Source organism: Paenibacillus sp. IHB B 3415 (genome assembly GCF_000802655.2).
In the GTDB taxonomy this organism is placed as follows: Bacteria; Bacillota; Bacilli; order Paenibacillales; family Paenibacillaceae; genus Paenibacillus_AQ; species Paenibacillus_AQ phytohabitans.
In genome coordinates this window covers 1-13798 of the sequence record NZ_JUEI01000069.1, presented here as the reverse complement: position 1 = coordinate 13798, position 13798 = coordinate 1, and the positions used below count along the sequence as shown (strand labels likewise).

Annotated in this window: 14 protein-coding genes; 11 read left to right on the top strand and 3 right to left on the bottom strand. The window is 51.8% G+C overall.

What is annotated here, in order from left to right; genetic code table 11:
* Positions 1-238 precede the first annotated feature (238 nt).
* Entirely contained in the window at positions 239-949 is a 711-nt protein-coding gene (locus QW71_RS26790) for a DUF554 domain-containing protein (RefSeq protein WP_039306506.1), read from the top strand.
* Between the two features lie 156 nt (positions 950-1105).
* Here QW71_RS26790 and QW71_RS26785 read toward each other — a convergent pair whose 3' ends face one another.
* A complete protein-coding gene (locus QW71_RS26785; protein WP_039306505.1) occupies positions 1106-2047 on the bottom strand; it encodes an NADP-dependent oxidoreductase in 942 nt (313 codons plus the stop codon).
* A gap of 247 nt (positions 2048-2294) precedes the next feature.
* On the opposite strand from QW71_RS26785, the gene QW71_RS26780 reads away from it, so the two are divergent.
* The 5 genes from QW71_RS26780 to QW71_RS26760 all read left to right on the top strand — a co-directional run bounded on the left by QW71_RS26780 (position 2295) and on the right by QW71_RS26760 (position 6740).
* A complete protein-coding gene (locus QW71_RS26780) occupies positions 2295-3548 on the top strand; it encodes an MFS transporter (protein ID WP_039306503.1) in 1254 nt (417 codons plus the stop codon).
* Between the two features lie 135 nt (positions 3549-3683).
* Positions 3684-4124 carry a HEAT repeat domain-containing protein gene (locus tag QW71_RS26775; protein ID WP_039306501.1) on the top strand — a complete coding sequence of 147 codons (441 nt, stop codon included), beginning with the start codon at positions 3684-3686 and terminating at the stop codon, positions 4122-4124.
* Between the two features lie 76 nt (positions 4125-4200).
* On the top strand, positions 4201-5163 hold the full coding sequence (locus QW71_RS26770) for a DUF561 domain-containing protein (RefSeq protein ID WP_039306499.1): 963 nt from the start codon (positions 4201-4203) through the stop codon (positions 5161-5163).
* 4 nt (positions 5164-5167) lie between these two features.
* Positions 5168-5740 carry a hypothetical protein gene (locus QW71_RS26765; protein WP_039306497.1) on the top strand — a complete coding sequence of 191 codons (573 nt, stop codon included), beginning with the start codon at positions 5168-5170 and terminating at the stop codon, positions 5738-5740.
* A 109-nt stretch (positions 5741-5849) separates the two neighbouring features.
* Positions 5850-6740 carry a CPBP family intramembrane glutamic endopeptidase gene (locus tag QW71_RS26760; protein ID WP_160311845.1) on the top strand — a complete coding sequence of 297 codons (891 nt, stop codon included), beginning with the start codon at positions 5850-5852 and terminating at the stop codon, positions 6738-6740.
* Positions 6741-6895: 155 nt separating this feature from the next.
* Here the strand turns inward: QW71_RS26760 and QW71_RS26755 are convergent, their stop codons facing one another.
* Positions 6896-8431, bottom strand: coding sequence for an acyl-CoA synthetase (locus QW71_RS26755; RefSeq protein WP_047013997.1), 1536 nt, complete (start codon positions 8429-8431; stop codon positions 6896-6898).
* Between the two features lie 294 nt (positions 8432-8725).
* Between QW71_RS26755 and QW71_RS26750 the strand changes: the two genes are divergently transcribed.
* The 3 genes from QW71_RS26750 (at position 8726) to QW71_RS26740 (ending at position 11123) form a co-directional block, all read left to right on the top strand.
* On the top strand, positions 8726-9553 hold the full coding sequence (locus QW71_RS26750; protein ID WP_047013995.1) for a methyl-accepting chemotaxis protein: 828 nt from the start codon (positions 8726-8728) through the stop codon (positions 9551-9553).
* 189 nt (positions 9554-9742) lie between these two features.
* On the top strand, positions 9743-10282 hold the full coding sequence (locus QW71_RS26745; protein ID WP_200905979.1) for a GNAT family N-acetyltransferase: 540 nt from the start codon (positions 9743-9745) through the stop codon (positions 10280-10282).
* Between the two features lie 124 nt (positions 10283-10406).
* On the top strand, positions 10407-11123 hold the full coding sequence (locus QW71_RS26740; RefSeq protein ID WP_039306494.1) for a stalk domain-containing protein: 717 nt from the start codon (positions 10407-10409) through the stop codon (positions 11121-11123).
* Positions 11124-11280: 157 nt separating this feature from the next.
* On the opposite strand, the gene QW71_RS39305 is transcribed toward QW71_RS26740, so the two are convergent.
* Positions 11281-11406, bottom strand: coding sequence for a DUF4023 family protein (locus tag QW71_RS39305; protein ID WP_083442743.1), 126 nt, complete (start codon positions 11404-11406; stop codon positions 11281-11283).
* 279 nt (positions 11407-11685) lie between these two features.
* Between QW71_RS39305 and QW71_RS26735 the strand changes: the two genes are divergently transcribed.
* Both QW71_RS26735 and QW71_RS26730 read left to right on the top strand, forming a co-directional pair.
* The gene (locus QW71_RS26735) at positions 11686-12333 is read left to right on the top strand and encodes a TetR/AcrR family transcriptional regulator (RefSeq protein WP_052770278.1); all 648 of its coding nucleotides are present in this window, start codon (positions 11686-11688) and stop codon (positions 12331-12333) included.
* Positions 12334-12373: 40 nt separating this feature from the next.
* Positions 12374-13549 carry a hypothetical protein gene (locus tag QW71_RS26730; protein ID WP_235441562.1) on the top strand — a complete coding sequence of 392 codons (1176 nt, stop codon included), beginning with the start codon at positions 12374-12376 and terminating at the stop codon, positions 13547-13549.
* Positions 13550-13798 lie beyond the last annotated feature (249 nt).

The following is a 13798-nucleotide window of genomic DNA, read 5'->3' as shown; positions in this document are numbered from 1 at the left end:
TATCTTTCCCGCTGAAACGGATACCTTCTCAGGAAGGCTGGCCGTTTCTACTTATATTGAGAGAATGATATTAGTGAGCGTACCATCGTTAACAGAAATCTGTCAATTTAATCTGGCGATGTAATCCTGATAGGCCGTGTGCATCTGCTCAGCCGGCAACACTCTTGACGCTACAGTGCCTGTTACCCCTATAATGCTAGGATAAGAGAGAAATTATAGTTGGGGGAACTGCTGAGCGATGGTGCTGTTGGGAGCTTTAGTGAATGGAGTAGCTATTATTATCGGAACAATGCTGGGCAAGCTGCTGGAACGGATACCGGAGAGTATGAAGAATACGGTGATGAACGGGATTGGGCTGGCGATTGTTGTCCTGGGGGTGCAGATGGGCCTCAAAAGCGGGAATTTCCTGATCGTCATTCTAAGCCTCGTGATCGGGGCGGTAGCCGGTGAATGGATCAACATTGAAGACAGGTTCACCCGTGCAGGGAATTGGCTGGAGCGTAGAGTGGGGGCAGGCGGACAGGGGAGTATTTCGCTGGGATTCGTCACGGCAAGCCTGGTGTTTGTGGTGGGTGCAATGGCCATTCTCGGAGCCCTGGACAGCGGCATCAAAGGTGATCATCAGATTCTCTATACCAAAGCGATTATGGACGGATTCATTTCCATTATTCTGACCTCGACGCTGGGAGTCGGTGTTCTGTTCTCGGCGGTCCCTGTTGTTCTATATGAAGGGATTATTGCTCTGCTTGCTACACAGATTACCCGGTTTGTGCCTGAAGCGCTGCTGAACGACTGTATTGCAGAGATGACCGCTGCGGGAGGTATTATGATCATGGCGATCGGCCTGAATCTGCTGGGAATTACCAGAATCAAGGTAGCCAATCTTCTGCCCGGCATCCTTGTGGCTGTACTGCTGGTCGTGCTGGTGCATGGATTTCAACTGAATTGAGGGAACCTGGGCCATACGGGATTTCCTCCGCTTGAACTTGTGGTGAGACGGCTAATATTTCTATAGTCAACAACCCCCACTTAGCCTATAAATGGTCTTGAAGTGGAGGTATCCTTGCCTTATATCAGATGAACGGGCATGCGCATTGCCGGACCGTTATTTGATAGTGATAGCGACTTTGCCCTGAGTCTGCCGGCATTCGCTGAGCAGATGTGCGCTGCGCAGTCCTTCTGCAGTGAGCGGGAAGGACTGGCCGATAAGCAGCTTCAGCCGGCGCTCGGCCGTCAACCGGGCCAGCTCGGCTAACTGGAACGGGTCGGCGGCGGGAGTGAGGTACGCTGCAGTGATGTCCCCAGCCGCCGCTTGTACCGGGTCAGGCCGCTCCTCAGTGGAGATCAGCCTCCCGCCGGGTGCGAGAACCGCGAAGCTCCGGTTCAGGATCAGTCCTCCGGCGGTGTCGATTACAACATCTATGCTCTGCCCGAGAATAGCGGCGAAATCCTGCTCTTGCCAGTCTATCGCCTGGTCGGCTCCGATGCCCCAGGCCAGATCAAGCTCATCACCGCTTACCGTCGTAATCACGGTAGCTCCCCGGAGCTTGGCGAGCTGGATAGCCAAGCTGCCGATACCTCCCGCGCCGTCGTGAACCAGCACGCGGTCCCGGCTGGAGACCCTGGCACTGGCCAGCGCCTGCCAGGCGGCAAGTCCGGCAGCAGGCAGAACGCCAGCTGCTTCAAAGGATAATCCCGGGGGGATCGGCGCCAGCTCCTGGCCGTTTGCCAATGTATATTCCGCGTAGGCCCCGCCCTTCTTAACCTGCATCAGCCCAAACACCGCATCACCCGGTTTGAACCGGCTTACTCCGCTGCCTGTACTCACTACCACTCCGGCAACGTCTATTCCGGGGATCAGCGGAAAGGCGGCAGTGTGGCCGCTGCCAGCAGGCAATGAGCCTTCCCTGATCTTCAAGTCCGCCGGATTAACAGAAGTCGCATACATTTCAATCAGAATTTCATGCTCACCTGGAATGGGAACGGGGATATCAATCTCTGTTAAATTTCCAGCGGGGCCGAACTCATGAATGGCGATGGCTTTCATTGATGGTAACCTCCTATACTGCTTGCGGATTTGTTTGTACATACTATACTTTTGCAGATGTATTTAAAAGATAAGAATTTATATGCTCTGCGCATAAATTATCCTTATCTTTCTCGCTGAAACGGTACCGCCCTAAAAAAGGACGGCAAAGCCGTTTCTGCTTGGTCAAAATCCATTAGGTAGCGCTGTGGAAACTATGCTAGAATATGACTTTAAAGTGCTGAGAAAGAGGAGGAATCCCCTGACAATGAACACTGACTGGAAGAAAAATATTGCCTTTTTCCTTACCAGCCAGACGGTCTCGCTATTTGGGTCTTCACTGGTCCAGTATGCGATTCTCTGGTATATTACCCTGAATACACAGTCCGGAGTAATGATGACGTTAGCGATTATCTGCGGATTTGTGCCGATGTTTCTGTTGTCGCCCTTTGCGGGGGTCTGGGCAGACCGCTACAGCCGCAAATGGCTGATTGTCCTCTCGGATTCCATTATTGCAGCTTCGACGCTGGTTCTGGCGATATTGTTTCTGCTGGGATACGACCAGATGTGGCTGCTTTTTGTGGTGTCTGCCCTGCGGGCGCTTGGAGGCGGAGTGCAGACACCGGCTGTAGCGGCCATGCTGCCGCAGCTGGTGCCGGAAGACAAACTGACCCGGATCAGCGGAATCAACGGCAGCATTCAGGCAATGGTGATGCTGCTGTCCCCGATGCTGAGCGGAGCCCTGCTGAGCATGGCAAGTATTGAAATTATATTTTTCATCGATGTGATTACTGCTGCAGTGGCGGTTATGACGATGTTCTTCTTCGTGCAGGTGCCGCTTCATGCCAAAGCTGCTGCAGAGCAGACACTCAGCTATTTGAGTGATCTGCGCCAGGGCTTCAGCTATATCCGGCAGCATGCTTATATTAGAAGCTTTTTTATTTTCTGTGCTTTTTTCTTTGTGCTAGCGGCCCCGGTGTCGTTTCTGACTCCGCTGCAGGTTACGAGAACCTTTGGCGGGGATATCTGGCGGCTGACCGCCATTGAGATTACGTTCTCGATCGGGATGATGCTTGGCGGGCTGCTGATGGCCGTCTGGCCGGGTTTCCGGAACCGGGTTCATACGATGACCCTATCGGCCCTTGCCGTCGGGTTATGCACGTTTGCGCTGGGTGTAATTCCGGTCTTCTGGATTTATCTTGCCGTAATGGGGCTGGTGGGACTGGCACTGCCGTTCTTCAATACCCCCTCCACAGTTCTGCTGCAGGAGAAGGTGGAGCCGGATTACCTGGGCCGGGTCTTCGGGGTGCTGGGCATGATTTCGAGTTCGATGATGCCGCTGGGCATGCTGGTCTTCGGGCCGTTGGCCGATCTCATACAGATTGAATGGCTGCTGATCATTACGGGAATGCTGCTGTTTATCCAAGGCTTTTTCCTGCTGGGTAATAAGGTGCTGATCGAGGCAGGCAAGCCTGCTGCTGTTCCTGGTGCTGAAGCGGAGAATGCCGGAGGAAATGAGTAAGATCTGCCGGTTGCTCCGGAATCGCATGAATGTTTGTACAAAAGATTGAAATCAAGGAGTACAGTACTGTAGAATTGCACTATGTAAGATAAAAGTTCTATATATCAGATTTAACCAAGAAGGGGATTGTATCGTTTGAATAATGAAGAAGTAATCCAAGAGCTGCCAGAGAATTATGAGGAACTGAAGAAAGCCGCCGGCCGCTCCGCGGATTGGAGAGCGCGTCTTGAAGCAGTGGAAGAGCTGGGCCGCTACAACCACAAACAAATTATTGATATCCTCAATCGTCTGATGATCAGCGATCCTGTATATACCGTTCAAGAAGCCGCGTACAACAAGCTGAGAGCCTTCGGCGAAGAGGTCAAGGTTCCGTCGAAGAACAAGGCCGAGCTGTTCAGAGGGGTATCGAAGATTATTCTGCGGATTAAGAAGAGTCTTCCGAAAGACCATTCTTACGAAGAGTTCAAAGAGAAGCTGAAGAAGATGCGGATTGACGTCTACGATGCCTACGAAGGCGAGAAGGGCGAGAATTTCGATGAATGGCTGGAGAAAATGTGGGTTTCGGCCACCAAATAGGTAGAGCACTGCAAGCGGAGAGATGGGGGAGCCTTCCTTATCGATCCGCTTTTTGATGTGATAAGGGGGAAGGATTATGAGTATTGCAAGAATGCTGGGGATCACCTATCCGATTATCCAAGGGGCCATGGCGCAGATTGCCTACGCCGAACTAGCAGCAGCGGTATCGAATGCGGGGGGACTGGGAGTCATTGCCTCCGGGGGGATGAGTGCGGACCGGCTGCGTGAAGAAATTCATAAGTGTAAAAGCCTGACGGCTAAGCCCTTCGGCGTCAACCTGATGCTGATGGCTCCCAACCGGGATGAACTGGCACAACTGGTGATAGACGAAGGCGTTAAGGTCGTGACCACAGGAGCGGGTTCGCCCAAGAATTACGTGGCCATGTGGAAGACAGCAGGCATAGTAGTCATTCCTGTAGTTCCTTCTGTGCAGATTGCGCGGAAAATGGAGGCGCTGGGAGTCGACGCGATTGTGGCCGAAGGCACAGAGGCGGGCGGTCATGTGGGCGAGACTACAACCATGGTGCTTGTTCCACAGGTTGCAGATGCTGTAGCCATTCCCGTCATTGCTGCCGGCGGAATCGCCGATGGCCGGGGAGCGGCGGCGGCTTTTGCACTGGGAGCGCAGGGGGTGCAGGTGGGTACACGCTTCCTGGCGACAATTGAATGTCCGGCCCATGAGCAGTTTAAGCAGGCGGTTGTTGCCGCACAAGACGGCGATACGCTGGTAACCGGCCGTTCGCTTGGTGTTCCTGTGCGCAGCATTAAGAACCGTATGACACTGGAGTATATGAGGCTGGAGAATGGCGGGGCGGGTAAAGAGGAGCTGGAGGCACTGGCGATGGGTTCTCTGGGCCTTGCGGTCCGTGACGGGGATACAGAGAACGGTTCGGTAATGGCCGGCCAGATTGCCGGGCTGGTACGTGAGATTACCACCGTGCAGGAGGTCATCACCTCCATGTTCGCAGAGGCCAAGACCGTTGGCCGCAAGGTATATAAAATGACCGATGATATTCATACTCACTCAAGAAAAGGATGATTTCATGCTTACCCATAAATTTCAGGAATTCCTGGAGCTGTCCGCGCAATTGCGGCCCGGCTACACCGCCAGTCTGGGCAAGGCCCCGGCAGGAGGCAGTGCCGCTATTTCAGAGTATGCCCCCGAGGTTCCATCGCTTTTACAGGCAATCTATGACACGGTTCTGGGAACGGGCAGCAGCGAAGAGGACCCCAGCCTGGTTGAATTCATTCCGGGCTACCGGCTGATTCATATCGGGGAATACGGCCAGGAAGTGGCGCTACTGTCAGGCATCCTGCAGGAGAAGGGCTATGCCGGCGGCGGGGTCGTGCTGCCGCTGCTGACTAACTACGGCAGTGATTTTATCTGCTACCACCGGTCTGAGGATGGGGTCGAGCGGGTATGCGACCTTCTGCATGACTACGGCGATTTGGTGACCATGTATGATTCACCGGAGAAATTCCTGGAGACCCTGTGCGAATTCTATAAGCAGGAGGTTTATTTCCTGGATGAAGAGGGCTACCTGGACTGTGATCTGGTAACGGAAGGCGAGGTAGGTGCAGCACTGAATCCGGATGCGAAGTACTGGTCGGAGTAAGAAGCTGCGGCTCTGGATTATTTTGCATATATTCAATTGTTTTGCAGGGCCCTTCCCTTTCGGGTCCGTCTAACGGATGAGAGGATGAGGAAGGGAAGGGGTAATGCACATGCAATTTCTATTCAGGAACCGGAACAGGCAGCTCAGAGCAGGCTGGGAGATTTTATGGGTCGGCGGGGCTATTGCGCTTCTGACGGTAATTGTCTCCTTTGGTTTATCGCTGCGGGTGGGTTCCACAGGATTATTCGATCCGGACGGCTGGGTGCGTGTCTTCAAATCTACAGCCATCTATTCGTTTATTGTCGTGTGTTATACGGTACGAATAATACATAAGCGTCCACTGTCCAGCATCGGACTGTCCAGGCCTGACGGCAAGCGGTTCGCTGCCGGCTTCGCAGGCGGAGCACTGCTGCTGACCTCTGTTCTGCTGGTGCTGTGGGGGCTGGGGAATGCCAGGGTTCAGGGAGAATGGTTACAGCCCCGGTTCGGGCAGCTGGATGCGGCGGATATTGTGATTACGGCACTGCTGGCCGGAATCTGCGAAGAGGTGATCTTCAGAGGATACCTTCAGCATCTGCTGTCCTCAAGGCTCGGTATTCCGGCCGCAGTGGGCCTGACCTCCATCTTATTCTCGTTTGCCCACATAGCGAATCCTGGATATAGCTGGATCAGTGGACTGAATATTGTGATTATCGCTTTAATCTTCTCTTGGGTGACTCTCCGGACAGGCAATTTGTACGCTGCGATGGCGCTGCATATTTCCTGGAATTTGTTCCAGGGCTACATATACGGCGTTGCGGTGAGCGGGAATGCGCCCAAAGGGATCTATTCGATATCCTTACAAGGAAATATTCTGCTGACCGGGGGCAAGTTCGGCCTGGAAGGGAGTCTGGTCACCACACTTATTCTTGTCATTCTGTATACAGCGTTGCTGCTTCTGTCCAGCGGCAAACGCGGTACAAGGATACAGGGACGGGAAGGTTCGATTCGTATTCGTTAGAGCTTAAGGCTGTCTAGAGGTAAAAGCACAAAAATGCCCGTTCCTACATCATTGTAGGGACGGGCATTTTATTGTTTCCGCTAGTTAGGAACTGCCCTTATCGGCGCGTTTCCAATCAACAGGAGCCAGCCTGCTGCTGCCGGCCAAGCTGCTGCCTACTCTTGCGCAGCCTTCTTCTCCTGCTCACGCAGCTCGATTCTGCGGATTTTGCCGGAGGTCGTCTTCGGCAGATCCGTAATGAATTCGATTTTGCGCGGGTACTTGTAAGGTGCAGTCTGTTCCTTGACATGGGACTGCAGCTCTTTGGCCAGCTCCGGTGTGCCGGCATGGCCGTCCTTGAGCACGACAAAAGCTTTGACGACCGAGCCGCGGATCTCGTCAGGACTGGCTACCACTGCGCATTCCTTGACCAGATTATGCTTCATTAATGCTTCTTCTACTTCAAACGGTCCGATGGTATAACCAGAGCTGATGATGATATCATCCCCGCGGCCTTCGAACCAGAAGTAGCCGTCCTCATCCTTGCGCGCCCGGTCGCCGGTTACGAAATACTCCCCGTGCGAGCAGTTTGCTTTGCGCTCCGGATCTTTGTAGTAATTCTGGAACAGGGCAGGCATGCTCAGGTGCACGGCGATATCACCGACGACCCCGGCAGGCAGCGGATGTCCTTCCTCGTCGATTACTTCAACAATACCGGGAGCAATCGATTTGCCCATGGAGCCGACACGGATCGGCTCATCCTTCAGCGCCGCGATGATCAGGGTGCTCTCTGTTTGTCCATAGCCGTCGCGGATCGTAATATCGAAGTGCTGCTGGAAGGTGTGAATGACTTCCTGATTCAGCGGCTCACCGGCGGATACCGCACAACGCAGATTCGACAGATCGTACTGGGCGAGGCCTTCAGTCTTGGCCATCAGACGGTACTCTGTAGGTGTGCAGCACAATACCCCGATCTTCTCATCCTGCAGCAGCTGAAGATAACGGTCCGGATGGAAAGGGCCATTATAGACGAAGCCGGTAGCCCCGTTGCCGAGTACAGTGAGGAATGGACTCCAGATCCACTTCTGCCAGCCCGGCGCGGCCGTTGCCCAGACGGTATCCGATTCACGGATATCCAGCCAGAGGGAAGAGGTGATCCGCAGATGCGCATATCCCCAGCCGTGGGTATGGACTACGGCCTTCGGGTTGCCGGTTGTACCGGAAGTATAGGCCAGGATGGCGATATCGTCCCGGCGGCTGGCAACCGCAGGGAAGGAGTCGGATTGTCCGTCCATCAGGCCTTCCAGGTCTACCCAGCCGTTGCCAAGCTCAGCTTCGCCGACAGACAGGCGATAGTCGAGTGCAGGCAGATCTTCGGCGATCTTGTTCACTTCACCGGTAACCTCCGACCAGACAATGACCGCGCGGGCCTCGGAGTGGCGCAGCCGGTAGGACAGATCCTTGGCCCGCAGCATTTCAGAAGATGGAATAACGGCAAGTCCCAGCTTCAGGCAGGCCAGATAGATGACGTAGGCGATAATGCGGCGTGGTACCATAACCAGGACACGGTCCCCTTGCTTCAGACCGAGCCCTGACAGCCCCCCGGCCAGACGGTTAGCCTGAGCCATAAGCCGTCCATAGGTGATTTCTTCGAAATCCCCGTTCTCTTGTAACCATTTAAGGGCAATCTTATCTTCAGGATGCTGCTCCATTTCCGAAGTGAGATTGTAGAATTCAGGTGCGATCCAGCGTTGATTATCCAATTGAACCTCTCCTATGCAAACATGATGATGTATCTGATAAATATAGTATAGCACGTTCTCCTAGTACCAGATGCTAAATCACCGTAACGGTACAGAAGAATGTTCTGTGACAGCTTTTATTTTGAACGTTCTCATCTTGAAGGGGAGAACCACATGGTTTTCAGAAAAATTCAATTACCCTTTTCATTAAGTGATATAATCAGACCTGAATATTGAAAATTACGGAACAGGCGGTCGATAGTTATGCTGGAGGATAAACAGGAGGATAAGCTTGGGCAGCTGCAGAATGTGCTCAGTATGATTCAGAAAACGTACCCCGAGGATGCTGCCCTGGTGCTCGCGGATACGGACAAGGTGCTTGCTTATCTTCCCGGTGAGAAGATTGATCTTAAGGTTCCGGTAGGCGCACCTATTGAGAAGTTCAGAGGTACTGTGTCGTATGCAGCCCTGGAGACTGGCAAAGTGCAGCGCGAGGAACGCGGCCCTGAAGCTTTTGGCATATCCTATCTCTCAACGGCAGTCCCGGTCATGCGTGAGGGTGAAGTCATTGGTGTTATTGCAGCGATGGTATCCAACCACAAGGCGGCAAGGCTTCAGGAGGGTGCACAGGAATTGTCCTCACTGGTGGAAGAAATGACGGCGACCTCCGAAGAAGTGACCCGTTCCTCTATGGGAATTACCCAAAGACTGGACGAGTTAGTGAGCAGCTCGAATTCTATGGTTCAAGATATCGAGAGCAGCTTTGAGATTCTGTCCACCGTCAAACGGATCGCTGACCAGTCACATATGCTCGGGCTTAATGCGGCAATTGAAGCGGCGAGAGCCGGTGAGCAGGGACGGGGATTCGGAGTGGTGGCGACGGAAATCCGCAAGCTGGCTAATGACAGCCACGCACTGGTGAAGAACATCCACAGCCAGCTGGCGGGGATGAAGCAGTCTATTCTGCAGATGGACCAGTCTATCCAGCACATCATGTCATTCTCACAGCATCAGGGACAATCAATGCAGGAGTTAAGCCGGGCGTTTGAGCATGTGGCCGGGACTGCGAATGATTTATCCAATATGGACTAGGCCCGGACGTATATTATAAACTGCAGCCGCAACAACCCTCAGATGATGCCTCCGGGCATCTTTTTTATATAAGCAGGTCCAGACATCTCTAGTGTAGCTTCCCATGAAGTTATTCATACAAGAATTACGGGTAAAATAAAGAGCAAGGCGCTTCACTTAATAGAAACAGCAGAAAGCGGGCAGCAGAAAATGAGCAATCAGTCGCCAATCAGCGGAACAACCTTTGATGAGATATTCGCAATTATGGAAGCTTCTTTTCCGGTAAGTGAGATCAGAACCTATAGCGGGCAGCGGGCTTTGCTGGCGAATCCGAATTATCACCTGTATACCGAAAAGGATGCAGAGGACCGGACGCTCGCTTTTATGGCCGCCTGGGAATTCCCTGAATTGCGGTTTGTTGAGCATATTGCCGTTAACCCGGATATACGGGGCGGGGGAATCGGCAAGAAGCTGATGAACCGCTATATTAGCCGATCGGACAAGCCGGTGGTGCTGGAGGTGGAGCCGCCTGAGGGGGAAATGGAACAGCGGAGGATCGGATTCTATGAACGGCTGGGCTTTTATCTGAATCCGTACCCTTATGTGCAGCCGCCGCTGCGCGCGGGTCAAGCTGATCTGCCGCTGCGCATCATGACCTATCCCCGGCCAGCTACCCTGAAGGAATTCCAGCGGTTTAGAGATATCCTGTACACCGAGGTGTACCAGATTACGGTCCCGAACAGCCGTTAACACCTGGTGCAGATTCGGAATTACTTCTTTACAATCCGGATACAAGTTAGAAACAAGTTAATGGTTTAATGAATCTATAGCAAGGAACACTACAAACAACATACACACAAGGGAGACGATAATAATGAAGAGCAAAAAAATGATCATAGCAACCATGGTATTCGGAATGGCAATTACGGGTTCAGCAGGTGTATACGCAGGAACGAATATGCAGAAAATCAGCGCGTACCTGAACCACAGCATCGGCTTCAAAGTAAACGGAGCGGCTTACACGCCAGTAGACGGCAATGGCAAAACACTGTCACCAATTACTTATAATGATACAACATACCTTCCGGTCCGGGCGCTGGCGGATGCACTGAAGGTGCCGGTAACCTTCAATGCTTCTACTAACCAGGTCATTCTGGGCGGCGGAAAGGTAACTCCAACACCGGATAACGGTTCAGCTATCACTTTAGCGGCAGTACAATACAGTGCAGCACAAAAAGAACAGATCACCAAGACATTCGCTAACTTCGAAGGCTTCGAGACCGCTTATGCTCCGGCACAAATGATCAGCGGCGATGCGTTCCAGAAGGTTGTAGGCGGCGATGACGGCGTGAGCTTCCTGTTCAATAAAATGCGGGTGAATGTATCACCGCGTGATTATTCCTACGATTATGACGGAACTACCGTGAAGCTATCCAACGGAACTGAAGCGAAATGGTACACACCTTCAGATACGGCTATGCTGACCTTTGCGCTGGCAGACCATTTTGTGACCATCAGCTCGCCGGATAAATCACTCAGCAAAGCACAAATCGAGAAAGTAGCTGTAAGTGTAGCGAAATTGAGCAAATAATCACTACTGCTTCTATAGAGATAGAACACACTGAGAAATCTTCAGAAGCATATTTATAGAATGTTCTTATAGTAAAAAGGGATGTCCGCAGAGCCAGCTGAACTGGTCCTTGCAGACATCCCTTTTTGGTATACAGCTCCTGGCTGAATGTTGTAGCCTATTTATTGGTGCTGTGCTGTTTGTTCGCAAGGCGTGCGCCCGGTGTTCCTTTGCCCCGGTTTCTGTTCTTCTGCGCCTTTCGCTGATTCTCCTGGAATTTCTCCACGAATTCATGAGTGTCCATTGCGGCGGTCCTCCTAATAGTTTGCTCAGCTTAACCTCGGCGAATGTACTTCGAACAATACCCACTTCGGAATCATGAGCTTCAGTGTTGTTAAGCATAGCTTTAAAAGCAAACGCTTAAGTTTGGTGTATTTACTTTATCCACTTCGGACCCTTCTCATGCATGGCTTGTTTCTTTCGAATGTAACCAACCTCACAGACATCAGGACCCCAAGAAGCGCAAAGTAAACTAATGGTTTACTTGACTGCACTACCGTGCAGATTGGAAGGAGGCGAGACTGTGGGAAGCAGCGAACGCAAAATGAAAGAGAAGGAGCTCCGCAGGAACGACATTATAGAAGCTGCGGAGACAGTCTTTTTTGCCAAAGGTTATCAGAATACGACCATGGATGACATTGCCAAAACGGCGGAATTCAGCAAGAGAACGCTATATGTATATTTCAACAGCAAGGAACAGCTTTACTTTGAGATCATGATCAGGGGCTATAGATTGATGCAAGGGATGCTGCAGCAGGAAATGCTCGAGACGAAGACCGCTAATGCCATAGACAGTCTTATGCAAATGGGCAATGTTTTTTACCGTTTCAGCAAAGTGCACCCGGAATACTTCAAGGCCATTATGGAATACGAGACCGCAGAGATTGACTTCGATAGGGGAATCACGGACGCCTCCAGAGAGGAATGTTATGCCTTGGGTGAGAAGATGACAGAGTACTTAATCGGGCTAACCCGCAAAGGGATAGAAGAGGGCGTAATCCGTAAAAGCCTGAATCCAGTCCAAACCGCGCTGGTGCTGTGGTCTTGTGTGATCGGTGTTTTGAATACGGTCCGGAAGAAGGAGAATTATCTCAGGCAGATGCATTCGACAACACCGGATGAGCTCGTAATGGCAGCCTTCCATCTGATGGTTGAGTCTATAAAAGTCTAGAGGAGGGGGTCCATTGAAAGGAAAGAGGAGTTTTAAAATATTGAAGCTAATTATTTCGTTTACTGCCGGGCTGGTCCTTGCCGTGTTTGCCTTATTAATGTTCCTTAGTGGAGTCTTCAGGCAGCAGGATTACTTGCAGCCGTGGAGTCAAGGGTACTCCGCAGCTATGACAGATCCCAGATTGAGACTGGCCGCACATGGTCTGCTGGCCGCAAGCGGGCATAATATGCAGCCTTGGTTAATCAAGCTGGATCAGAAGAACGATAAAGTGTTTACTCTATATGCTGACAACAGACGCCTGTCTCCGGCGGTGGATCCTGAAGCAAGACAGTTAATGATTTCGCAGGGAACCTTTCTGGAATATGTACGGATTGCAGGACAACAGCTTGGATATCAGGTAGATATCAAACTGTTTCCTGAGGGAGGCTATGATGAGAGCAGGCTGGAAGAGAGTATGGCCAGCAAACCGGTTGCACGTCTTACGCTCAATAGCATAAGTCTGGTGAGCCAGCCGCCGCTCTACAATTATTTATTCCAGCCGGATACCAATAGGGGACCTTATACTTCCGATAAGCTCAGCCCGGTTCAATTGAAGGGACTGCGGAGTATTAATTATATCAGCGGTCTGAAAATGAACATCGTTCAGGATGCCGGCAATATGAAGATATTGGGAGACTACGCCGAGAAAGCGGCAGTAATAGAGGCTGGTGTAGATTCTGTGATGCAGGAATCCGCACGGATCTTCCGCGCCAATGAACGGGAGAAGAATCAATTCCGCGATGGATTCTCTGTAGAAGGACAAGGAACTAGCGGTATTATGCGACATATCCTTCAGGGTGCAGTAACTCTGTTTCCATCCCTAAATGAAGGAAAAGCTGCTTCGAAGCAGTTTATCAACTCCACAACAGCTTCGGTCAAGAGTACTCCCGCGTACGTGCTAATTATCAGCAATGACAACAGCCGGGTCAGTCAAATCCGGAGCGGCATGCTCTACAGCCGGTTAACCTTGACCGCCCACCTACAAGGGCTGGCTATGCAACCATTAAGCCAGGTGCTTGAGGAATATCCGGAGATGAGCAGATTGTACAGCGGGATTCACCGCGAATATGCCTCTCCCGGTCAGACGATTCAGATGCTGGCCCGTGTGGGAACTCCGCTTAAGACAGGGCAGCTTAGCATGAGGCGTGATGTGCTAGAGCTGCTGGACGATAATTAAGGCCGTAAATCTGCTAGAGAGGAACAAGCCTTCACTCTGTGGATATTATCTATCCTGTTGGATTAACTGATACATTGTGTCGGAAGGAGTACTGTGAGTGCGGTCCGCCGCACTCCATGCATTAAGGGGCACAATCCGTGAAGAACCTAGGTTCAAGGTAATGCACGAGATAGTTTCAAAATAAAGCTTGCAAAGAAGTTCTATACATGATATATTCTATTTCTGGCCGCGAAACATCAACGCCGAGCT

Coding starts and splice junctions, on each gene's coding strand:
- QW71_RS26790 (WP_039306506.1), top strand. CDS start 239: ATGGTGCTGTTGGGAGCTTTAGTGAATGGAGTAGCTATTATTATCGGA.
- QW71_RS26770 (WP_039306499.1), top strand. CDS start 4,201: ATGAGTATTGCAAGAATGCTGGGGATCACCTATCCGATTATCCAAGGG.
- QW71_RS26780 (WP_039306503.1), top strand. CDS start 2,295: ATGAACACTGACTGGAAGAAAAATATTGCCTTTTTCCTTACCAGCCAG.
- QW71_RS26745 (WP_200905979.1), top strand. CDS start 9,743: ATGAGCAATCAGTCGCCAATCAGCGGAACAACCTTTGATGAGATATTC.
- QW71_RS26750 (WP_047013995.1), top strand. CDS start 8,726: ATGCTGGAGGATAAACAGGAGGATAAGCTTGGGCAGCTGCAGAATGTG.
- QW71_RS26760 (WP_160311845.1), top strand. CDS start 5,850: ATGCAATTTCTATTCAGGAACCGGAACAGGCAGCTCAGAGCAGGCTGG.
- QW71_RS26765 (WP_039306497.1), top strand. CDS start 5,168: ATGCTTACCCATAAATTTCAGGAATTCCTGGAGCTGTCCGCGCAATTG.
- QW71_RS39305 (WP_083442743.1), bottom strand. CDS start 11,406: ATGGACACTCATGAATTCGTGGAGAAATTCCAGGAGAATCAGCGAAAG.
- QW71_RS26755 (WP_047013997.1), bottom strand. CDS start 8,431: ATGGAGCAGCATCCTGAAGATAAGATTGCCCTTAAATGGTTACAAGAG.
- QW71_RS26740 (WP_039306494.1), top strand. CDS start 10,407: ATGAAGAGCAAAAAAATGATCATAGCAACCATGGTATTCGGAATGGCA.
- QW71_RS26785 (WP_039306505.1), bottom strand. CDS start 2,047: ATGAAAGCCATCGCCATTCATGAGTTCGGCCCCGCTGGAAATTTAACA.